We start from the raw sequence: 23271 nt of genomic DNA on the forward strand, positions 1-23271 counted from the left end.
GAATTGGGAAATTTATTATTATTTTTAAGTAATTACGTTAAAAGTAATTATATTGCTGTCGTCCATCCCCTTAAAGGGGGCTCAAACAACAACATTATCTTTTTTCATACCTTATTTATCGGCAAAACTCAAAAAACTTCATATAAATAATGTATTTATCGTGTATTTTTTTATACCAAACTTTTTGCTTCCGGTATATCTATAATCTCAATTAAAAATAAAACGTTGTTATTCTTTTAGAAGCACCGGCTTTTGACAGTTTACGTAACTACACCGTCTTTTAAGCAAATTTGATGCCCAATGTATTTCCTGTCTCGATATATTTTATTGGCATTTTTTCTTCGCTCTCAAACTCGACATACTCCCAAGCATGCGTCGCATCTAAAATTGCATTTAACAACTTGTTATTTAGTCCGTGGCCCGTTTTATAGGCGACTAACTCACCTAACAGGCTGTGACCACCTAAGTACAAATCTCCAATGGCATCAAGAATCTTATGCTTAAGAAACTCATCACGATATCGCAGACCTTCAGGGTTCAATACGCGAAATTCATCTAGTGCCACGGCGTTATCCATACTTCCACCAAGCGCTAGATTCATTGCGTTCATTGTTTCGAGATCTCGCATAAAACCGAATGTTCTGGCACGAGAGACTTGGTCAACATAACTGTCTTTAGAAAAATCCAAAATGACATGCTGGCGCGTTTGCGATATAGCTGGATGATCAAAATCAATCGCAAAATCGACTTTAAAGCCATCGTATGGCCTAAATTCAGCCCATTTATCACCGTCTTCAACGCGAATGGTTTGATTAACTTTGATGAATTTTTTAGCTTGCTCTTGTTCTTGAATACCCGCGCTTTGCAGCAGAAATATAAACGGACTAGCACTACCATCTAAAATAGGCAATTCATGACTATCGACTTCAACAATTATGTTGTCGATTCCCAAGCCAGATAAGGCAGATGCTAAGTGCTCCACCGTATGAATTGAGTGACCAGTATCATTCGTAATGCACGTACAGAGCATGGTATCACCAACATCTCTCGCATCCGCGTTGATATCTACTGGCGGCTGTAGATCTACTCTACGAAATATTATTCCGGTATTTTCTGGTGCAGGCTTGAGTGTCATCCGTACTTTACGGCCTTTATGCAAACCAATCCCAGTTTCAGTAACGGTCGTTTTTATAGTTCGTTGTTTTAACATTCCGCTCTCATTTGTTCAACATAACAGCGCACATTACGAAAAAACCCCTTTTATGTCAAGGGGTTTTAGCATTTCAAGTAATTTATAACTGTTCAGACCAGTCTTAATCAGCCTGTCTTCTTAAAAATGCTGGAATATCTAAATATTCCAACTCACCAGGTTGCGCCTCTTCCTCTGCTTTTGGTGTTGCTGCAGTATCTGGCGATAAACCAGCAAAGTTATCAGTACCCGTTGCCTTCTGACGATTACCTTCGTTGTTAACAAGTGTAATATCTGGCTTACGCTCTGCACCTATACCGGTGGCGACGACCGTCACTCGCACTTCATCCTGCATTTCAGGATCAATTACGGTACCCACAACCACTGTTGCGTTTTCAGACGCAAATGCCTTAACGGCATTACCAATAGTTTCATACTCGTCAATCGCAAAATCCATACCGGCGGTAATGTTAACGAGTATGCCGCGTGCACCAGAAAGATCAATATCTTCAAGTAGTGGACAGGCAATAGCGGCTTCCGCAGCTTCTTCTGCACGGTCTTCACCCGTGCCAGCGCCACTCCCCATCATTGCAGTGCCCATTTCAGACATCACAGTTTTGACATCTGCAAAGTCAACGTTAACCAAACCAGTTTTAGTAATCAGTTCCGCGATACCCTGCACTGAGCCACGTAATACGTCGTTGGCTGCACTAAATGCCTGTAGCAACGGCGTTCCTTTACCCATAACTTTTAACAGTTTTTCGTTGGGAATGGTAATCAATGAGTCAACATATTTTGATAACTCCGTAATACCTTGATTAGCAAACTCTGCTCTCTTTTTCCCTTCAAAAGGGAAAGGCTTAGTGACGACTGCGACCGTTAGTATGCCCATATCTTTCGCCAACTTCGCGACTTCAGGTGCAGCCCCAGTACCAGTGCCACCACCCATACCGGCAGTAATAAACACCATGTCGGCACCATCAAGTGCTTGGCGTATTTTTTCACGATCTTCATGCGCAGCCTCTCGGCCGACATTCGGATCAGCGCCAGCACCTAAGCCTTTAGTCAGCTCAGTACCAATCTGAATTTTTACTGTCGCAGTTGAATTGTGTAACGCCTGGGCGTCGGTATTCATGGCGATAAAATCAACGCCTTCAATTATGTGTGTAACCATGTGTTGGACGGCGTTTCCGCCACCACCACCGACACCAACCACCTTAATAATGGCTTCGTCGGTCGTATTATCCATCAGTTCGAACATGATAAGTCTCCGATACTGTCAAACCAGCGCGCACCGGTTTGTATTATTTTATTAGCGCCTAAAGGTCCCCTAAAACTCACCTTTAAACCAACTCTGTATGCGTTTAATCATACTCTCTTCGCCAGTTCGACCTGGCTTGTTTTTATTATTTGAACTCTGTTTACCGTATTGTAACAAACCAACCGCTGTTGCATATGCAGGATCGTCCACATATTCCACTAATCCCTTAACGGAATGAGGAGCGCCTACTCTGACGGGCATTTGAAAAACTTCTTCAGCAAATTCAACAGCACCTTCCATTTTGGCGGTACCACCGGTAATTACCAAGCCTGCCGCTATTTGTTCTTCTAATCCGCTGGCTTTGATTTGTTCATATGCAATTTCAAGCAACTCATGAAATCGCGGTTCAATTACTTCAGCAAGCGTATGCCTAGACATTGCCCTAGAGGGTCTTCCTCCAACGCTCGGCACTTCTATGGTTTCTTCCATACTCACCATATCTTTGAGCGCGCATGCATAATTAACTTTTATTTGTTCAGCATTATTCATTGGCGTACGGAATATTTTAGCAATATCACTCGTAATTTGGCTTCCCGCCAATGGTATAACAGCAGTATGGCGTATTGCGCCGTCTGTGTAAATAACGATATCAATGGTTCCACCACCTATATCCACGACTGCCACGCCTAATTCTTTTTCGTCTTCAGTCAAAACGGCATAACTCGATGCTAAAGCACTAAAAATAGTCTGATCAACTATAAGATCACAATTTTCCACGCATTTCACTAAGTTTTTTGCCATGTCGTCAGCACAGGTAATAATATGCGCTGCCGCAATCATTCTGACACCGGACATACCAATCGGGTTTTTTATACCTTCTTGCACGTCAATAACAAATTCTTGCGGCAGCACATGGAGTAATTTCCGTTCAGCAGCCATAGGTACTGAACGAGCAGCATGGATCACGTTATCAACGTCTTCCTGTGTAACTTCTTGATTATTTATAGGCACCATACCAGATTCATTTTGACACTGTACGTGCCTGCCACTTATCGACATAAACACAGAACTCACGTGGCAATCAGCCATTAGTTCCATTTGTTGGACAGCTTGCTGTACAGACTGTAAGACCAAATTTAAATCGTTGACCCCACCTTTTTCCATACCGCGAGACTTATGTTCTCCAACACCTAAAATACTTAGATCACCGTCAGGTAGGACTTCACCAACAACTGCCTTTACGGTGCTTGTGCCAATATCTAATCCAACTATTAGGTCTTTATCTGTCGCTTTAGACACTTACTTTTCCGCCTTGTTATTCTTGTTCAGGAGCTGTTTGTTGTTGTGCTAAAAGCCAACCTACAGCCAATCCTGTATCATACCGCAAATCAATGTAATCTATGGGCTTATTTTTCTCTTTTAACAAAGGATAAATATCAATAAATCGCTGAAGTCTATCAATATATTCTTGACGCCCTAAATTTAACACAATGTTATTCTTAAGGCGCAATTTCCATGCAAAACGTTCACTGAGCACAAGTTCTGAAATATTCTGTCCCGTACCAAATAGCAAAGACCGCATATGGTTGTAACCCACTAACGCTGTTTTCTCACTGCCATTGGGTCCGAACAATACCGGCAGTGTTCTTTCATAAGGTAAGCCGGCAAAGCTATCACCATATTTATTTAACAGTAAGTCTGAATTCCAGACGGCAACAGCCTCTTGCTCAACAATATGAATGTACAGCTTACTCGGCCAACGCTTCCTGATAGATGCCTTATACACCCAAGCTTGCGTTTCCACTAAATCATGTACGTCATTCACATCTATTGCAAAAAAGCTGCCTGCATTTTCTTTTCTAATCAACGCTTCTAGCGCTGGCTTATCTACTTGCTTGATATCACCCGTAAAAACAACGTCCTGTACTGGCAGTTTTTGTTCATCTTTGAGCCATTCATTTGCACTCAAGCCAGCAAAAATCAGCAGGCACAATACAATCACAAAAACAGTTAAACCGACGGGTACTGAGACTTTCTCTCTGGGTACCTCTGGCTCTGTTTTTATAAGTGCCTTACTCATGATTTCTAATTCTCACTCAAGGTTTGAGATAGTATGCGAACAACCAAATCTTGAAAACTCATTCCCGCCTGTTTAGCCGCTTTGGGTACCAAGCTTGTTTCTGTCATACCAGGCGCAGTGTTTGATTCTAGTAAATAGAATTTCCCATGTTTGTCCCGCATTAGGTCAACTCGTCCCCACCCTGCGCCTGAAAGCATTTCGAAAGCGGTAAGTGCTAGACGAGATAACTCTTGCTCTTGAGCTGCAGGCAAACCACTCGGGCAAAAATACTCCGTCGTATTACTGCCATATTTTGCGTCATAATCATAAAAATCGTGCGGTGACGTCATTCGAATCGACGGTAACGCCTTTCCATTAACAATTGCGACGGTGTACTCAGGGCCATCGATATATGCTTCAACGAGCACATCATCATCGAAGGTAAACGCAGTTTCAATTGCCTTTTGCAGTACCTTGGGTTCATTTGCTTTCGCCATGCCGATGCTAGATCCTTCTCTTGAAGGCTTTACCATCACAGTACCGCCAAGATCTGCAAGTATGAGCGCACATTCATCGGCATTAAAGGTGGCTTTTTCAAGTACTCGATAGTCCGCAGTTGGCATATTTCGCGCTGACCAAACCAATTTGCTCAGCACTTTATCCATCGCAAGTGCACTGCCTAACACACCGGTTCCCGTATATCTAATTTTAAGTTGCTGCAACGCACCTTGTATTACGCCATCTTCACCACCTCGACCGTGGAGCATAATAAATGCACGGTCGAAAGATTCAGAAATCAGTTCGTGAATAGAGCGATGCGCTGGATCAAACCCGTGTGCATCAATGCCGGCGTCATGTAAGGTTTTCAAAACAGCAGAGCCCGACGCTAAACTCACTTCTCTTTCAGCTGACTCGCCCCCAAGTAGCACCGCGACTTTACCAAATGATTCAGGCGAATATTTTCCTAGTAGCATTATTCGCAATCTCCCTTATTTTGAATGAGTTCAGCAAAATCACAATTTTTCTCATACATTCTTTGTGCAAGGTTGCCGATATTTCCTGCCCCCTGCATAAACAAAATATCACCGTCTTGCAAAATATCTGGCAATACATTAAATAGGTTTTCACCCTCTCCCACAAAGATAGGATCAACTTTGCCACGTTGTCTGATTGAGCGACACAGGCTAGTACTATCTACGCCGTCAATGGGCGTTTCACTCGCCGCATAAACATCCAATAAAAGTAAACAATCCACTTTTGAAAGCGTCGCTACAAATGACTCATATAAATCTCTTGTCCGGGTATATCGATGCGGCTGGTATACCATAACTAGTCGCCTGTCCGGCCAATTGCTTCGCGCAGCAGCAATTGTCATATCCACTTCAGTTGGGTGATGCCCATAGTCGTCTACCAACGTAATATTGCAATGCGAGTTTTGAGAAGGTTGGTTACATTGTTGGCGAATTTCGTAGTCACCTAGTATTTGAAAACGACGGCCAATGCCCTGAAATGTTGATAAGGCCTTTTGTATATGCTCATCGCTGATGCCTTCATCCGTTGCAATGGCGATGGCTGCAGTCGCATTAAGCACGTTATGAATGCCGGTAACATTCAAATGCACTCTAACATCAGGTTTATTTAGCCTAACAACGGTAAAATCGCTCCTATTAACACCATAGGAAATGTCTTTAGCAATATAGTCATTCGCCGCATTTTGCCCATACGTTAAATATTTACGCTCTAAATTTGGTAGCAAGGATTGAATAACGTCATCATCTCCGCAAACAACAGCCAAACCATAAAATGGCAGGTTATGTAAAAACTCCAAATAAGCACTTTGCATCTTACCAAAATCACCGTCGTAAGCTTCGAGGTGGTCAGCTTCTATGTTTGTCACAACAGACACTGTTGGTTGTAAATGTAAAAACGACGCATCACTTTCATCAGCTTCAGCTATCAAATATTTACTGGCGCCCAATTTGGCATTTGTACCCGCGCTATTTAGCAAACCACCAATCACAAAGGTTGGGTCGAGTTCTGCCTGCGAAAAAATGGTAGCGAGCAAACTTGTCGTCGTCGTTTTACCGTGTGTGCCAGCAACCGCGATGCCGTATCGAAAACGCATGAGCTCAGCTAACATCTGGGCGCGTCGAATAACCGGAATTCTATTTTCGTGCGCAGCATTGATTTCTGGGTTTAGCTTATTTATCGCCGTCGATACAACCACTAAATCGGTGTTTGCAATATTGTCGGCATGATGACCAATATGAATTTCAGCACCCAACGACGCCAAACGTTGAGTCATTGCGCCGGATGCCAAATCTGAACCACTCACGTGGTAGCCTAGGTTTATCATCACTTCTGCAATCCCACCCATACCTGCACCACCGATGCCAACAAAATGAATATTGTCCACGCTACGCATTTTGTGATCATTTACTGGTCTTCGCTGCTTACCTTTCACGTCACTCATTGATATTTATCTCCTACTACTTGCTGACAATATTCGGCGAGTTGTTTGGCTGCATTTTTTTTTGATTGTATTCGCGCCATTTTGGCCATTGTCTGCCTCATATGTGTCGATGACAGGATTTCTTTCAAATACTTTGATAATAAGGTTGGGATATCATTCTGATTTACGATGAATGCTGCGCCAGCATTAACCAAAATCGATGCATTTTTTGTTTGGTGATCGTCTACCGCAATCGGTAATGGGACGAAAATAGCCGGTCGCCCCGAGGCACTTACTTCAGCAACCGTTAGTGCGCCAGCACGACAAATGATAATATCAGCCCACGCATACGCTATAGCAGTATCATTAATAAACTCTTCGCTTCTAACATCTAAGGTCGTCGAATATTTTCCTTCAACATCAGTCAATTTTCCTTTTCCTGTTTGATGCCAAACTGACATAGGAAACGTTTCAGATAAATCACTGAGGACGTGCGGCACTTGCTGATTTAACGCTTGTGCACCAAGACTACCGCCAGTAATCAAGACCTTGATAGGCGCTTGTTCTACATTTTTATCGGTGTTTTCGGTGACGCTATCGGAATAAGTTTCAAAGAACTCAGCACGCACAGGATTACCCACCCAAATACAATGTTTCGGCGCTTTACTGTCGTCTGTGTTCTTAGATACATCAAAGCCTGTAAATACTTTATCAGCAAATTTTGCCAATAACCGGTTAGTCAGGCCAAATACTGCGTTTTGCTCATGGATAAAGAGTGGAATATTCAGCATCCTTGCAGCTAAACCGCCCGGGCCGCTCGCATAACCGCCCATACCTAATACAAGATCTGGCGAAATCGATGTCAATATTTTGCGCGCGGACAACACGGCAGAGAATAGATGAAAAGGCGAAAGCAGTTTACGCATAAGACCCTTTCCTCGCACACCCGCAATATCGAGGAAATGAATAGGAAAACCATACTTAGGCACGGTATCCGCTTCCATTCGGTCTTTTGTACCAAACCATTCGACTGTCCACCCTAACTGTTTAAGCTCAGCTGCAACGGCCAAACCGGGGAAAACGTGCCCACCCGTGCCGCCAGCCATGATCACTATTTTAGGCATGTTCGGCCTCCATATCAGTAGGCGGCTTAACAGTTCTTTTTCGCTTTTTGGGAATAGCTTGTACACCAGCTACACGCATTTCAAAATCAATTCTGACAAGTATAGCGACAGCAACACTCATAATAATTAAAGAAGAGCCACCGTAACTGACGAGAGGAAGTGTTAGGCCTTTAGTCGGCAAAATCCCTGACGCTGCGCCTAAATTTACAGCGGTTTGAAAACTAAACCACACGCCAATCCCATAAGCGACAAAAGCATCGAAGGGACGTTCGTTAGTCAACGCTTTATTACCAATGCGTAACGCAATGACGACCATCCACAGAATCAATACCAAAATAGTGAGGATGCCCATAAATCCTAATTCTTCAGCTAAGATTGCCATAATAAAATCAGTGTGCGCCTCTGGCAGAAAATTAAGTTTTTGCACGCTATTACCTAAGCCCTGACCAAACCAAGAACCACGCCCGAATGCCATGAGTGATTGCGTTAACTGATAGCCACTGCCAAATGGGTCGGCCCAAGGATCTAAAAATGCGGTAATTCTTTTCATACGGTAGTCGGAGTAGACAATCAAACTCACCACCGCAGCAATCCCGGTAAACCCTAGTGCGAAAAACTGCCAGAGTTTAGCGCCAGCTAAAAACAGCAAGGCGAGCGTTGTGGCAAACATCACTATGACCGTACCCAAATCCGGTTGCATGAGAAGTAATATTGCCAATACAAAAAAGACTAAAAGAGGTTTTAGAAAACCCTTAAGGTTCTCAGTCACTTGTTCATAACGACGAACGAGATATCCGGCAAGATAGCAAAAGAAAAATAATTTGGCTGGTTCCGCGGCCTGAATAGTAATAGGCCCAACAACCAACCAGCGAGTACTTCCATTTACTTCTCTGCCAATAATTAACACCGAAACTAGCAGACCGACCGCCAGAAACAACAAATATGGATTCATAAACCGCCAAAATTGCATTGGGATATTCAGGGTAATCATCGCCGCAATAAGCGCTAAACCAATATAAATGCCGTGACGAATGGCAAAATGAAACGGGTTGTCGTGAATACGAACGGCTTCAGGAATTGAGGCGGAAGTAACAATGACAAAGCTTATCGAAAGTAAAGTAATAGAAATAAGTACTAACCATAAATTGTATGGTCTGGCACTCTGCGCATCATGTTTACTCGAAAACAAATCCGCTAACGATGTTTGCTTCGGCGCGGTTTGACTCATACCACCTCCACTCGCAAAACAGCTTGTTCAAATTGCTTGCCACGTTCTTGATAATTTTTAAACATGTCAATGCTTGCACAAGCAGGAGACAACAAAACGTAAGTATTTTGTTGAGTGGCATGACTAAACTCATTTGCTAGCAATACTGCATCATCTATTGTCTCTACGAAACTAGTATCTGCACAGCAGTTTGAAAAACGTTTTGCGTCTTTCCCTAATACAATAAGTTTAGCGACGCGCCTACGAATTAGCTCACGTAATTCCCTTAGATCAGTGCCTTTACTATCACCACCAACCAACATCACCAATATCGCGTCATCAGGAATACATTTGATAGCCGCGATGGCTGCTCCCGGGTTCGTCGCTTTTGAGTCATTCACCCAATGAATCGTTTTCCCGTTGCTCATTTGCTCGACATGCACTAATGCAAACCTATGCGCCAATCCGCTGTAATTGATGACTGATTCAATAAAACACTGCATTTCTTCAACAGTGTTCAATATTGATTTGGCGCACAATAGAGCGACTTGTGCGTTCAATACATTGTGATTAGCAAGATGACGAATCTTTTCCTGAGCAACAATTAGCTCGTCACCGATACTTATGCCTAAGTCGCTTGAATAGATATCTCGGCTATCATTTGCGTTGTGCGAAGGGTTATTGTTAAACCCTGATTTGACGCCAGATACTTTTAACGAATGAAAAGAACCAAATGAATTCAGCCGATGTGTATCGCCTTCACTGAATGTTCGAGGGTCATCTCGATTTACAATGCATATGTCTGCGTGCTTAAAAATACGCTGCTTTGCGCGCGCATATCCAATAATGTCGCCGTGGCGATCAATATGATCTTCTGTAACATTAAGAATTGCAGCAATTCTTAGATGCAGAGAAAACGTTAGCTCTAACTGAAAGCTAGATAACTCTAAAATAATTAAATCGTATGGTTCATCAAGAAATGCCAATATAGAATTACCAAAATTGCCACCGACCCCTACCTTTAAGCCGGTTGCACTGAAGCCTTTATGTAACATATCTACGACAGTACTTTTGCCATTCGAACCCGTAATACCGATGGCCGGTACGGAGTTGTGGCGAGCAAACAGCTCAATATCGCTAATCAGCGGAAGCCCTTCTGACAACGCGTTTTGAATCGCCGGTAATTGCGTATTCACACCCGGACTCACAACCACTGTATCGAAACCTTTGAAGCAACTATCGTCATTAAATGGGATTATATTGACGCCTTTAAGTAAGGGTTCATTTCCTACACTTTTACGCAACTCGTCGTGTTTGACATCAAACAAACTTACCTGCGCGCCGTGCCTACGCATAAATTCGACACAAGCGCGCCCAGTCACACCAAAACCAATCACAGCGATTGGTTTATGTTGATAAATGGATGTAAAACACGCGTGTACCATGTATTTCCTTTACCTAAGTTTCAAGGTTGCTAAACCCACTAGCACTAATATCAATGAGATAATCCAAAACCGCACAATAACTTTTGGTTCTGGCCAACCTTTGAGTTCATAGTGATGATGAATAGGCGCCATGCGAAATATACGCTTTCCTCTTAACTTGTAGCTACCCACCTGCAATATCACAGACAAGGTCTCCACTACAAAAATGCCGCCCATGATTATTAACACTATCTCTTGCCTGACTAACACTGCCAATATTCCTAGCGTCCCTCCCAATGCAAGCGAACCCACATCTCCCATAAATACTTGCGCCGGATAGGTGTTAAACCACAAGAAACCTAAACCCGCCCCCACAATGGCCGTGCACACAATCACAAGTTCACTGGTAAGTGGGATAAAGGGAATGTTTAAATACTCAGAAAAATTTACATTGCCTGTCACGTAGGCAAAAATCGCAAATGCACCTGCAACCAAAATGGTTGGCACTATCGCCAAACCGTCTAACCCATCGGTAAGGTTTACAGCGTTACTTGTCCCTACAATGGTAAAATAAACCACTACGATGTAAAAAATGCCAAGCTGGGGCAGTACATCTTTAAAAAACGGTACAATCAGTGAAGTTTCGGCTTCAATATTGGCGTGCGTATACAAAAAGATAGCAACCGCAATAGCAATAACGGACTGCCAAAAATATTTCCAACGGGCAATTAGGCCATTAGGGTCTTTACGCACCACTTTGCGATAATCATCGACAAAACCTAAGATACCTAAGCTTGCAATCACAAAAAGTGTAACAAGCACATATCGGTTACTTAAGTCAGCCCACAAAAGACTACTCGTAAGTACCGCAGCAAGTATAAGTACGCCGCCCATGGTTGGCGTGCCTGATTTTGCAAGATGTGATTCAGGGCCGTCATTGCGAACCGTTTGCCCTATTTGCATTATTTGTAACCAACGAATCATTGCTGGACCAATTAAAATTGCAATCGACAATGCGGTCAGTGTGCTTAGAATGGCGCGCATCGTTAAATAGGAAAAAACGTTGAACGCACTTTCAAATTGCGTTAGCCATTCTGCCAACCAAATTAACATAAATTAGACTCCTCAGACTGATTCACTTGGAATCCATGATATTCTTGAATGGCTTGCGTAACGCGCTCCATTTTTGCGCTTCGAGAGCCCTTTATGAGAATACTTACAGGTAACTTAGCGGCTTTTTCAGCGGCCTGAACTAAGGCAGTTATTTGCACTAAAATGTCATCGACTGAATCGCAGTGTGTCCCTTGTTTACCCATGACCTGACTAGCATGAACACTCAATTCGCCCATCGTAATTACGGCATCTACATCATGCGTTTTCGCATATTCGCCTATCTGCTGGTGATACGTTGGCGCTTGATCACCTAGCTCACCCATATCGCCAAATACTAATATTCGAGGGCCTTTAAAGTTAACAAGTAGATCGATGGCCGCCTTTACAGATGCAACATTTGCGTTGTACGTATCATCCAATACACGAATATTTTTACTCACATTAATAACAGTCAATCTGCCTTTGACCGAGCGCATATCAAATAGGCCTGATTGAATGTGCTTCAAGTCAGCCCCCACTTGCATAGTTAGTGCAGCAGCCAATACCGCATTGCCAATGTTGTGAGCGCCCGGCACGCGCAAGCGAACTGGAATACTCCCACTTGGCGTAACTAATTCAAATTCTGCACATCCGTCGGCGTTAATACTGGTGTTCTTCGCATGAAAATCGCCCTTAGCAGAACTAGGCGAAAACGTAATTTTGTTAATGTGGTCACACTTACCTTGCCAAAATTCAAAAAATTGACTGTCGGTATTGATGACCGCAGAGCCATATTCAGAAATTCCTGCAAATATTTCACTCTTTGCTCTAGCAACGCCGAATAAACTGCCAAACCCCTGTAAGTGAGACGGTTCTGCATTGACAATGGTCGCTACATCGGGTTTTACAAGCGACGCAGTGTAGTCTATTTCACCTTGATGATTAGCCCCCATTTCAATGACCGCAAACTCATGCTGCTCTGTTAAACGCAGTAACGTAAGAGGAACACCAATATCATTGTTAAAATTGCCTGCGGTGGCTAGGGTCTTGCCGCAATGCTGTAAAATAGATGATGTCATTTCCTTTACGGTGGTTTTGCCGCTACTTCCCGTAATCCCAATCGTTTTAGGCGCTACTTTTTCTTTCACAGCATTCGCTAACTTACCCAAAGCCACTCGTGTATCCTCAACGAGAATCATCGGCAAAGGCGAAAGCACTTTTTTACTCACAACTAAGGCGGCAGCACCTTTTTCAAGCGCATTTAAGGCGTATTCGTGGCCATCAAAGTTTTCACCGATAAGTGCAAAAAATACGTTGCCAGACGATATGGTTCTTGTATCAGTCGCCACCTCATCTATCAGCATGTCAGCAACGCTATTGGTACTGAGTTGACCGCCTATTTGTTTTGCTATCCAACCTAACGTGACTGATATCATAAAAACTCTCCTGCTAATGTTTTTACATAAGCACGTTCATCATAATGAATTTTTTGACCTTGAATATCGAGGTAGTCTTCATGACCTTTGCCTGCCACTAAGATAAGATCGTTATTTTCAGCATTACTTAACGCAAATTTAATTGCCGATTGACGTTCGACAATACGTATCACACTTTTACTATCCACATTACCTTCGTTACTTATGCCTTGGCATATTTCATCAATAATTTTGTCTGTATGCTCAAATCTTGAATTATCTTGAGTGAGCACAATTTTATCCGCATGGCTCGCCGCTATTTTTCCCATCTCAGGCCGCTTGGCTTTATCCCTATCACCACCACAACCAAACACTATCCATAGTTGATTTGCGGTATGTTTACGCGCAGCAACTAGTGCTTGCTTAAGTGCATCAGGCGTATGAGCGAAGTCCACAATAATACTGGCAGAGTGCGTTTTAATTAGCTCCATTCTGCCTTTTACGCCAACCAGCTTATCTGCGTATTTAATTAGCGTAGCTAACTCGATGCCAGCCATCGTTAGAGCACCCAATGCCGCTAAATAGTTAGCGACGTTAAATTGTCCTATCAGTGACAGTGTCATATGATGTTTTTCGGATAATGTATTTAAGCGGAACTGAATTCCGCTGTCTAAATATTCGATGCAATCCGCATAAAGCGCATCAGCCCCTTGCGCCTGAGTCTGGTTGCGATCATCTACACTAAAACTTAGGATTTGTTGTCCACTATTGACAGCGTTTCGCCAACGTTCAGATTCTGGATCATCTGCATTTATCACAATACTTCTTATTCGAGGGTTATTGAGTAGTTTTCTTTTAGCCGCACCATATGCGCTCATGCTGCCATGATAATCTAGGTGGTCTTGCGTTAGGTTTGTAAACACTGCGACATCAATGGGTAAACCAAATGTGCGGCCTTGCTCAATGCCATGAGAAGACGCTTCAAGTGCAACGTAGTAAACGTCTTGGTCCGCAAACCATGCCAAATAACCAAATAGCGAGACATTATCAGGAGTGGTGTTATATGTTTTAGCAACATTCGTCGTTGTGCCATCGCAATGATATTGCATACAACCCAAAGTACCAATAGTTGCAGCACTTCTCCCAGTATGACTAAGCATTTGTGCATACAAACTTGCCACTGAGGTTTTGCCATTTGTGCCCGTTATTGCGAGTACTTGCTTTAATTTTGCGATTTGTGGATACAGTGTTTTGAAGAATTCGACCAATTTGCTAGCCAAGTTAGCTATTTGAATAACGACGCAACCACGCTCTGATGTGTCATCGCTTACCGGTATCAATTTAGCTTGGCATGTTGATCCTTGTTGAATGTCTTCGAGGATTAATTTGCCGCCGTTCTCAATAGCACTTGGAATATATATACTGCCATGTGCAGACACACCTTGTAATGCAATAAAGGCTGTCGTGGCATTTACTTGCCTGCTATCCACTGTAAACCCATCAATTTTAGCAAATTGATGCTGCCACGCCGCTGGTAGTTCAATGCCCAAAGTGATAATTGCCTGCAATAAGTCGGCAAATTTAAAGTTACCGGCTAGCATGAAGTTTCCTTTCTACAGTATGACTGACGGCAATTGCGTCTGGTGGAACATTCAGCATGTGTAAAGTGCCAGACACTACTGACGAAAATACAGGGGCCGCGGTGTCACCCGCATGATATAAATCACCCGCGGGCTCATTGATCAAGACAACGACCGCTATTTGAGGATTAGACACCGGCGCGATACCCGCAAAAATGTTGACATATTCTTCACCATAACCACCTGCTACCGCCTTTTGACTTGTGCCTGTTTTTCCTGCTATCCGATAACCCGGTACGCTCGCCTTCTTACCTGAACCACCGTCTTGCGTAACACTTTCCATCATTTCCAGAATAGCAAACGCGTTTTCTTCGCTAATTACACGCACTGGCGCCTCTTTTGGTGCAATATCTTTTACAATGGACAATGGATATTGCATACCGCCATTCGCAATGGTGGCGTACATTCGTGCAAGCTGAGCAGACGTTACCGCTATGCTGTAACCGAAAGACAATGTAGATATTTCGTGCTGAGACCAACGTGTACGTTCATGAAAAATCCCGCTAGATTCACCTACCATGTTCAAGCCGGTATCGCTCATCAAGCCCATATTAAAATAGACGTCCATCAGAAATTCTTTAGGAATACCAAGGGCTAATTTTGATGTGCCCATGTTGCTCGAGCGTTTAATAATTTCAGTTAAGGATAACTTGCCATAATTTCGTGGGTCGCTCACTCTACTCCCGCCTAAATACATCCAACCGGGAGAAGTATCTACAATGCTATCTTTTTGTACTGAACCAAATTCAAGTGCAGCCAGCACCGCCAAAGGCTTAACGGAAGAACCAGGCTCAAATGCATCAGTAATGGCTCGGTTACGTACTTTGTGACTTGCCACTGTGCTTCTGTTGTTTGGATTATATGAAGGGGTATTTGCCATCGCTAAGACTTCACCTGAATGCACATCAACGACAACAACTGACGCCGAAGCCGCTTTGTATAATAAGGTAGCTTCCTTGATTTCACGATAAGCTAATGCTTGAATACGTTGATCTATTGTTAATTGAAGATTTTCAGCCGCTTTACCTTTTTTTTGTTCAATGATTTCAATTTGCCTACCTTCGGCATCACGTCGAATCCTGCGTTTGTCAGGCGTTCCCGTTAAATATTGATTATATAAACGCTCTAGCCCTTCTAACCCCTTGTCATCCACATCAGTAAAGCCAACGACGTGAGCAGACACTTCGCCGGAAGGGTAATAGCGTTTGGATTCATCACGCAAGTACACGCCGGGAATATTCAAGTTTTCAACAAACTCTGCCATCGCAGGTGTTACTTGCCGTTGCAAATACACAAAGCGGCGCTTGGGATTGCTTACTCTAGCGGTGAGTTTTTTTACATCTTGCTCAAGTACTTCAGCCAATGCTCTCCAGCGACGTTTGTCTATTAACGCATTGTTACTATGAACAATTTTAGGGTCTGCGTATATCGCCTGCGCTGGGACAGAAACAGCAAGTTGCTGACCATGGCGGTCAGTAATGAGGCCTCGGTAGTTAGCATTGTCCCTTACTCGAATAGTGCGGTTGTCCCCATGCTTTATTAGTACATCAGGTTCAATCACCTGAATATATGCCGCACGAACGGCTAAACCAGCAAATACAAAAATCACCGCGCCCAACACCACACCAAACCGCCAATGTACAAGTATTGGTGATACTTTAGGTTTTGCTTGCCCAGTCTTTTTTGGTCTTTTTCGACGGGGCTTTTGTATTGTTGCCGTAACCGTCATCTTAATTTTCTCTTACTAATACTTCATCGGCTTTTTCGGGTCGACGCATGTTTAGTTTGTCAGCTACAAGACGCTCAATTCGGTTGTGCTCAGTGAGCGCATTTTGTTCAATCACCAAGTGCCGCCACTCAATGTCCAACTCATCTTTGTTTTGAATCAGTTCTTCATGGGCAATCAACAAATCTCTATTTTTGTGCGTGCTCAGTACAACTGCGACGGCACTGCCTACAACAGCTAAATACAAGACCAAAAGAAAAGTATGCCGACTTAAGTCGGCGGTTATGAGTAGCAACAAATTGAAATTGGTCGTATTTGATTTGCTCATAACTTTTCCGCAACCCTGAGTACCGCACTCCTCGATCGTGGATTTGAATCCACCTCATCTTTGCTTGCTTTTATCGCTCTGCTCAGTGCTTTAAGCTCCTTACCTTTATCAAGCTCTGATTGCATAACAGGTAAACGGCTAGGCAATTTTTGCCCTTGGCTTTTAGTCTTAATGAAGCGTTTTACGATCCGATCTTCTAAAGAATGAAAACTGATTACTGCAAGCCTCCCGCCTGGTTTAAGCATTTGACAAGCAGATTCCAAAGCAGTTTCAAGTTGTGACAACTCACCATTGATAAATATTCTTACGCCCTGAAAGCTGCGGGTAGCTGGATGTTTAAATTTATCTTTTACAGGGACAGCTTCATCAATGATTTTGACAAAATCTTGGGTAGTAGCAAGTGGTTGGCTTTCTCTTTTTTCTACTACTGCGGTGGCTATGCGGCGACCAAATTTTTCTTCGCCATATACTTTTAACACGTGAGTAATGTCTTCAAGGTCTGCTGTATTTAGCCATTCAGCAGCACTTACGCCTTGAGTAGTATCCATTCGCATGTCCAAGGGCCCGTCTTGCATAAAGCTGAACCCTCGCTCAGCGTTGTCAAGTTGAGGGGATGATACGCCGATGTCCAAGAATATACCGTCGAACTTGCCAACTAGACCGAGTGATTCAGCTACGCTTAACATGTCTGCAAATGCAGTATGATAAATACTAAAACGTTTATCATTTTCAAATGATTTAGCCGCACTTATTGCATCAGGATCTCGATCGAGCGCAATGAGTCGTCCGTCTTGAGACAATTTATTAAGAATACCTTTACTATGTCCGCCGCGTCCAAAAGTACCGTCCAGATATACGCCAGCCGGTAAGATGTTTAAGGCATTGATAGATTCATCAAAAAGAACAGATAAATGCGACGAAGAAGACTGCTCACCGAGCGCACTCATAATGAAAAGTCCTGTAAATTATCGGTAAGCTCAAACCCGCCAGCTTGCTCAGTTTCTATATCAATAGAGATTTGTTTTTGCCAAACGTCAGCGTTCCAAATTTCAAACTTATTTATTTGGCCTACAAGCATGATTGGTTTATCTAAGTCAGCATGAGCGCGTAAAGTAGGGGCGACTAATACTCTCCCACTTTTATCCATTTCAACTTCAGATGCATAACCCAACAATAAACGCACTAAACGACGTTCTTGCGGGTTTGTAGATGATAAACGAGAAAGTTTTAGTTCAATCTCTTCCCATTCGGGAAGTGGGTAAAGTAACAAGCATTTTTGAGAAATATCGATGGTACACACCAGCTGTCCCTGGCAATCATCCAACAGGCTTTGCCGATACTTCGTCGGTATCGTTAGTCTACCTTTAGTGTCAAGATTAATTGCGTTAGCGCCGCGGAACATATCCCCTAGCCTATTTTTTATTGTTAGTAGCTCGTTTCTATTTTTTCGTAACTGGTTGCCCCTTACAAAAACCCTTTTACGCCACTTTATCCCACTTTTTTGCAATTCTTGACCTATTCACCCCACATGTCAAGTTTTTTTACAGAAAATAATGAAAATCACACAAAAAACCCTGGCACTGAGAGAAGCGTAAAAAATGATGTCGCCATACTCCGACGCGTCAAACATAAGGAAGACCTTTGGCGAGCGGACAAGAATGACATAAAAAGGTGTTTCAGAATGTCTACCTACTTTTACCTATTACCTAAGGAACAGGCAAAAAAAAGCCACCTGTAAAAACAGATGGCTTTATATGGAAATTTGAGTTTTACGCTGGCGTAGCGTCTTCAGCTTTTTGCCCTTCAGGCTGTTCTGCAGGAACAATCTGTAGTGACTGAATCGGATTATCCGTTTTATTAGATAATTCAACCAAACGATTTAATTGACCTAGCGACAACATAGCAGAATAACATGCCCCTAAGAAACCGGCTTTATGCATTGCCAACACTTTATCATCAGGTAAATCTAGCAAGGTTTTTTCGTTTACCGTTAATATACCCGTTACATTTCTCACTTGACCGGACGAATAACGCACACGAATTTGAATTTCTTCTAATAAGTCATTTGCTTGTAATTCTTTAATAAAGCGTTGATTCTGCACTTCACTATTAGCAAGATCAGCCAAGAACTGTTGACGAGCTTTAAGTGCTTCAGAAGGTTCGCCCTCTTCTGTGAATAAAGCATCACCTTCATCACCAAATAACTCAGAGTTCTCGTCAATATATACGCCCAACTTATCGCCGTCAGGACGAATATCAAACGGATAACGTTGAATATTGAGTGGGACATGTGGCGCCAACCAACTTTCACCGTCCCAAAAGAGATTATTGCCTTGCTCTAAACCTAGCATTGCCACCGAATGCACATTGCTAGTATTAGGATCTTTAATAAACACGACTGGCATAGTACCAGACAGTTGCGCATACTCACGAATAGTCGCTGCTGCTAAATGCGTTTTTGCAGCAAAAGAAAAATCTGTTCTTGGCGCGACCTTCAGTGCGCCGTGCTTGGCTTTATCAAGCGGAATATAGTTAATCGCCATTATTACTTCTCTAGTTTGTATTAAGCGTAAAAAGCTGAATCACCTGCGGTGTTCGACATAATGATGGTCATCGAATAGCGAGTAGCATCCAACTGCTAAAAGTACTGATACCAATATCTGATGCAGATAAAAGTATCTCCTCAGTTACCATCCATATGGGCATAAGATTATTATACAAGTGCCTTTAAAAGTCACTTATTAACCTAAATTTAACAGAACAAAATATTATTGTTTGCTTAATCTAAAGAATATAGATAACTATCAACTAGTTAATTGAGTATTCATATTCAAATTGACGCGCGAAAGCATCCAAATAAGTTTTACTATTTACATGCCCTTATTCGTTGCTTTGTTTGTTTGAGTAGCCAAATAATGAGCAAAAGTATTCAACATTTGTTTGTGCAGGGGGTTAGCCTTTGGCACTGCACAACGCTCATGCTCTTTCACTTGGCTCTTATCAAATTGCATTTGCACAATTTGAACTTGATTGACAACTAAATCGGCATGGCATACGTCATAAGTCTCGTCAATCTTAAACACCGTATGTTCACCTTTTATAGCCTTGGTGGTATTCTCTATCCCTTCAAACTTAGTCACATTATCTGCTAGAGAATGCGCAGCAAAAATAGACTTCTCGACAGTGTTGTCTTCCAATAACTTACGTATATCTTTTATCACGTCCATTAGCACTAAGCCTGAATAACTCGCCACGCTAGGATATTTATAAGGATTAGGGCCTATGGCTGCATATTTTCCATCAAGCCAACTTGCCAGGGTTTTCATTCCCCATATTTTACTCATGCTTTCGGCACCACTAGTTAACTGCAATGCGCCAGAAAAGAGTATTAAACCGTCAACTTCATTGGGGTTATTTAGGGTGTACCAGGTAGCAAAAGCCCCCCCGGTTGAAAACCCACCCACAAACACGGGTAAGGATTCATGTTTGGCCATTTCCATAATATCGATAACATGTTTATACCAACGCGCCTTAAGCTCAGGATCTTGCATATCTTTGTCCGCATCTAGTTTCCCATGCCCTGGGGTTAGCGGCACTATCACGCTATACCCCTTTTCATTGGCGAACTCTGCAATGGATCGCATGTAAAAGGGTGAATCACTTAAGCCATGAAAAAGAACCAAAACTCCCTTGGCGCTCGCTACGGGGATGATATAAGGCGCATTTCCTTCATTTTTTAGTGTCGCCGAGCACACACGAATTTCTGCGTCTGATTTTCGAATATTTGGTGCTGAGCAAGGAGTTAACGAGCTGAGTTCACGTTGGTATATTTGCGTAAACGTCGCAATATCTTTATCTGAAATGCCAGTATCGGCCAAAGACACAAGTGAGCAACTTACAATAGCGCAAAGTAGAATGAATTTATGGAAAATTGGCTTCATGGATTACCTTCGTTTTTTTGATTGTTCTTACAAGCTAAATTTACGCTACTGGCAATAATTCTACGTAGAATAAAAAAAGAGTGTAATTGTATACACTCTTTTTACAGGAAAGATTTGAATAAGGGTAGAAGAACTGTGTCTTTGTGAACTATGCCTTAACTAGCTATGCCTTAGCAAACCATGCTTCAAGATCATCGCTACCACCGATATGTTCACCACCAATAAATACTTGCGGTACAGTTTCACGCCCAGTGACCGCTTTTAACGACGCAAGTGTTGCATCTTTACCAAGTAGTAGCTCTTCATACTCATATCCGTTTTCTGTCAGCATTGTCTTTGCCTTCGCGCAGAATGGGCAACCTGGTTTTGTAAACAGAGCGACTTCACTAGGCGCTTGAGCACTAGGATCTAAATAACTCAGCATAGTATCAGCATCTGACACTTCAAACGGGTCACCCGGAACATCTGGCTCAATAAACATTTTTTCAATAGTACCGTCATTCACAAACATCGAATAACGCCAACTTCTCTCACCAAAACCTAAGTCTTGCTTCCCTACAAGCAAGCCCATCGCCTTGGTAAACTCACCGTTCCCATCTGGGATTACCGTAATATTTTCTGCTTCTTGGTCTGCTAACCAAGAGTTCATCACAAAAGTATCGTTTACCGAAACACACAAAATTTCATCTACGCCCAACTTTTTAAAAACACCAGCGAGCTGATTAAAGCGTGGTAAGTGAGTAGATGAACACGTTGGTGTGAACGCCCCCGGCAAAGAAAAAACAATGACCTTACGGCCATCAAAAATTGCCTTAGAATCTATCTTTTTCCAAGACTCTCCATCAATAGCGGGCCAAACGACTTCAGGTACTTTTTGACCTTCTTTATTCTCAAATTTAGTTTGTTCTGACATAAGCTACCTTAATATCCTATTGTGCATTAGTGTTTAAATATTGATATGTTCTTTGTCTAAAAGCAACGCGAGTTATCACATAAATAGCTTAGCTCTTAGATTTTAATTCGTCTAACCGATACTTATCAATTAGTGAGTATAATGTAGGGCGAGTCACGCCTAAAAGTTCAGCTGTTTTAGAAATATTTTGTTCAGCTTGCATATATGCTTGTCTAATCGCTTTAGTTTCGGCAATTTCGCGTACTTCGCGTAAATTGAAAACACGCGGCTCATTGTCGTTATCGTTAACAAATAAGCCTAAATCATCTGCTGTCACTAATGTTCCTTCAGCGAGAACGACTGAAGATTTTAATTTGTTCTGAAGCTCTCGGATGTTACCTTTCCAAGGATGGGAGCGCATTGCACTAACAGCGTCATCACTAAACCCTTTCACTTTTGCGCCATATTCTTCTTTGTATTGGTTTAGAAACGTTTTCGCTAAAAGAATAATGTCATCATCTCTATCTCGTAACGGCGGTATAATGATGCTTATTTCACCAACGCGATAAAACAAATCCTCTCTGAATGTTTCCTGTTTTACCATGTCATGCAAATCACGGTGAGTAGCACAAACGACTCTAACGTCCACCGGGATTTCTTGCCTTCCACCAACGCGTTCAATCACACGCTCTTGCAAGAAACGCAGCATTTTTGCCTGCAAACCAATGGGCATATCACCAATTTCGTCAAGAAAAAGCGTACCACCCTGAGCCAATTCAATTTTACCAAGTGTTGTTTTATTCGCGCCAGTAAAAGCGCCTTTTTCATAGCCAAAAAGCTCAGATTCTAATAGGTTTTCAGGAATAGAAGCACAGTTTATCGCCACAAATTTATTATCTTTGCGATTACTCGAATCATGAATACTCCGCGCAAAGACTTCTTTACCAGTGCCGCTTTCACCCAACAACAACGCACTAATATCTGTTTGAGCAATCTTTTCAGCTTTCCGTGCTGCCCCAAGAATTGACTCGCTGTTGCCAATAATTCGCCCCATAGATGCGCTTACTTTTGATAGGGATCTATTTTCTTTTTCTAAGGCGGATAAGTTGAGAGCCCGTTGAATGATTAGGTTGATAGTATCGGTATCAATCGGTTTTTGGTAATAGTCATACGCACCCAACTCTACTGCGCGAAGTGCATTTTCTTTATCGTCATTACCTGTAACCACAACCACTTTTGTATTCGGCGCTAACTGTAATATTTCGGTGAGAGCAAGCAAGCCCTCAGACGCATTTGTCGGATCAGGCGGCAACCCTAAATCAAGGGTAACAACGCTTGGTTCAAAGCGACGCAACTGCGCAATCGCCGCGTTGCGGTCACCAGCGAAAACAACTTCGACGCCTTTTAAAGCCCACTTAAGTTGCTTCTGAATACCTAAATCGTCATCAACGACTAAAATCTTTTCCATACTGTGCGAGCCTTTTTAATTTCCGTAAGTGTTATTTACGTGCGTTTAATATC

General features: G+C 42.6%; 20 protein-coding genes. All 20 read right to left on the bottom strand.

Annotated features, from left to right (window positions below):
• Positions 1–280 precede the first annotated feature (280 nt).
• The 20 genes from lpxC to prsR all read right to left on the bottom strand — a co-directional run bounded on the left by lpxC (position 281) and on the right by prsR (position 23218).
• Positions 281–1210 (bottom strand): UDP-3-O-acyl-N-acetylglucosamine deacetylase, encoded by a 930-nt coding sequence (lpxC, locus tag QQK00_RS09970; RefSeq protein WP_284217356.1) that lies wholly within the window; start codon positions 1208–1210, stop codon positions 281–283.
• A 103-nt stretch (positions 1211–1313) separates the two neighbouring features.
• Positions 1314–2450: a cell division protein FtsZ gene (gene ftsZ, locus QQK00_RS09975; protein WP_284217357.1), complete on the bottom strand. Its 1137-nt coding sequence runs from the start codon at positions 2448–2450 to the stop codon at positions 1314–1316.
• A gap of 69 nt (positions 2451–2519) precedes the next feature.
• Entirely contained in the window at positions 2520–3749 is a 1230-nt protein-coding gene (ftsA, locus tag QQK00_RS09980; protein WP_284217358.1) for a cell division protein FtsA, read from the bottom strand.
• A 16-nt stretch (positions 3750–3765) separates the two neighbouring features.
• Positions 3766–4530 carry a cell division protein FtsQ/DivIB gene (locus QQK00_RS09985; RefSeq protein WP_284217359.1) on the bottom strand — a complete coding sequence of 255 codons (765 nt, stop codon included), beginning with the start codon at positions 4528–4530 and terminating at the stop codon, positions 3766–3768.
• A 5-nt stretch (positions 4531–4535) separates the two neighbouring features.
• Positions 4536–5483: a D-alanine--D-alanine ligase gene (locus tag QQK00_RS09990; RefSeq protein WP_284217360.1), complete on the bottom strand. Its 948-nt coding sequence runs from the start codon at positions 5481–5483 to the stop codon at positions 4536–4538.
• Positions 5483–6982, bottom strand: a complete 1500-nt coding sequence (gene murC, locus QQK00_RS09995; protein ID WP_284217361.1) for a UDP-N-acetylmuramate--L-alanine ligase — start codon at positions 6980–6982, stop codon at positions 5483–5485. Before murC ends, QQK00_RS09990 begins: the two co-directional genes overlap by 1 nt.
• On the bottom strand, positions 6979–8085 hold the full coding sequence (gene murG / locus QQK00_RS10000) for an undecaprenyldiphospho-muramoylpentapeptide beta-N-acetylglucosaminyltransferase (RefSeq protein ID WP_284217362.1): 1107 nt from the start codon (positions 8083–8085) through the stop codon (positions 6979–6981). Before murG ends, murC begins: the two co-directional genes overlap by 4 nt.
• Complete coding sequence (gene ftsW / locus QQK00_RS10005) at positions 8078–9313, bottom strand: cell division protein FtsW (RefSeq protein ID WP_284217363.1); 1236 nt, start codon at positions 9311–9313, stop codon at positions 8078–8080. Before ftsW ends, murG begins: the two co-directional genes overlap by 8 nt.
• Positions 9310–10737, bottom strand: coding sequence for a UDP-N-acetylmuramoyl-L-alanine--D-glutamate ligase (murD, locus tag QQK00_RS10010; protein ID WP_284217364.1), 1428 nt, complete (start codon positions 10735–10737; stop codon positions 9310–9312). Before murD ends, ftsW begins: the two co-directional genes overlap by 4 nt.
• Positions 10738–10746: 9 nt before the next feature.
• Positions 10747–11829 carry a phospho-N-acetylmuramoyl-pentapeptide-transferase gene (gene mraY, locus QQK00_RS10015; RefSeq protein WP_284217365.1) on the bottom strand — a complete coding sequence of 361 codons (1083 nt, stop codon included), beginning with the start codon at positions 11827–11829 and terminating at the stop codon, positions 10747–10749.
• Positions 11823–13244, bottom strand: coding sequence for a UDP-N-acetylmuramoyl-tripeptide--D-alanyl-D-alanine ligase (locus tag QQK00_RS10020; protein WP_284217366.1), 1422 nt, complete (start codon positions 13242–13244; stop codon positions 11823–11825). Before QQK00_RS10020 ends, mraY begins: the two co-directional genes overlap by 7 nt.
• Positions 13241–14824: a UDP-N-acetylmuramoyl-L-alanyl-D-glutamate--2,6-diaminopimelate ligase gene (locus tag QQK00_RS10025; protein WP_284217367.1), complete on the bottom strand. Its 1584-nt coding sequence runs from the start codon at positions 14822–14824 to the stop codon at positions 13241–13243. Before QQK00_RS10025 ends, QQK00_RS10020 begins: the two co-directional genes overlap by 4 nt.
• Positions 14811–16592 carry a penicillin-binding transpeptidase domain-containing protein gene (locus QQK00_RS10030; protein WP_284217368.1) on the bottom strand — a complete coding sequence of 594 codons (1782 nt, stop codon included), beginning with the start codon at positions 16590–16592 and terminating at the stop codon, positions 14811–14813. Before QQK00_RS10030 ends, QQK00_RS10025 begins: the two co-directional genes overlap by 14 nt.
• Position 16593: 1 nt before the next feature.
• A complete protein-coding gene (gene ftsL, locus QQK00_RS10035) occupies positions 16594–16917 on the bottom strand; it encodes a cell division protein FtsL (protein ID WP_284217369.1) in 324 nt (107 codons plus the stop codon).
• Entirely contained in the window at positions 16914–17864 is a 951-nt protein-coding gene (gene rsmH / locus QQK00_RS10040) for a 16S rRNA (cytosine(1402)-N(4))-methyltransferase RsmH (protein WP_284217370.1), read from the bottom strand. The genes ftsL and rsmH overlap by 4 nt, the downstream gene beginning before the upstream one ends.
• Entirely contained in the window at positions 17861–18319 is a 459-nt protein-coding gene (gene mraZ, locus QQK00_RS10045) for a division/cell wall cluster transcriptional repressor MraZ (protein WP_284217371.1), read from the bottom strand. The genes rsmH and mraZ overlap by 4 nt, the downstream gene beginning before the upstream one ends.
• 367 nt (positions 18320–18686) lie before the next feature.
• Complete coding sequence (locus tag QQK00_RS10050; RefSeq protein WP_284217372.1) at positions 18687–19460, bottom strand: SapC family protein; 774 nt, start codon at positions 19458–19460, stop codon at positions 18687–18689.
• Between the two features lie 327 nt (positions 19461–19787).
• Positions 19788–20858, bottom strand: a complete 1071-nt coding sequence (locus QQK00_RS10055) for an alpha/beta hydrolase (protein WP_284217373.1) — start codon at positions 20856–20858, stop codon at positions 19788–19790.
• Positions 20859–21021: 163 nt separating this feature from the next.
• Positions 21022–21771: a glutathione peroxidase gene (locus QQK00_RS10060; RefSeq protein ID WP_284217374.1), complete on the bottom strand. Its 750-nt coding sequence runs from the start codon at positions 21769–21771 to the stop codon at positions 21022–21024.
• 88 nt (positions 21772–21859) lie between these two features.
• Positions 21860–23218, bottom strand: a complete 1359-nt coding sequence (gene prsR, locus QQK00_RS10065) for a PEP-CTERM-box response regulator transcription factor (protein WP_284217375.1) — start codon at positions 23216–23218, stop codon at positions 21860–21862.
• Positions 23219–23271: the final 53 nt, after the last annotated feature.

Source organism: Agaribacter marinus (assembly GCF_030160655.1).
Classification (GTDB): Bacteria; Pseudomonadota; Gammaproteobacteria; order Enterobacterales; family Alteromonadaceae; genus Glaciecola; species Glaciecola marina.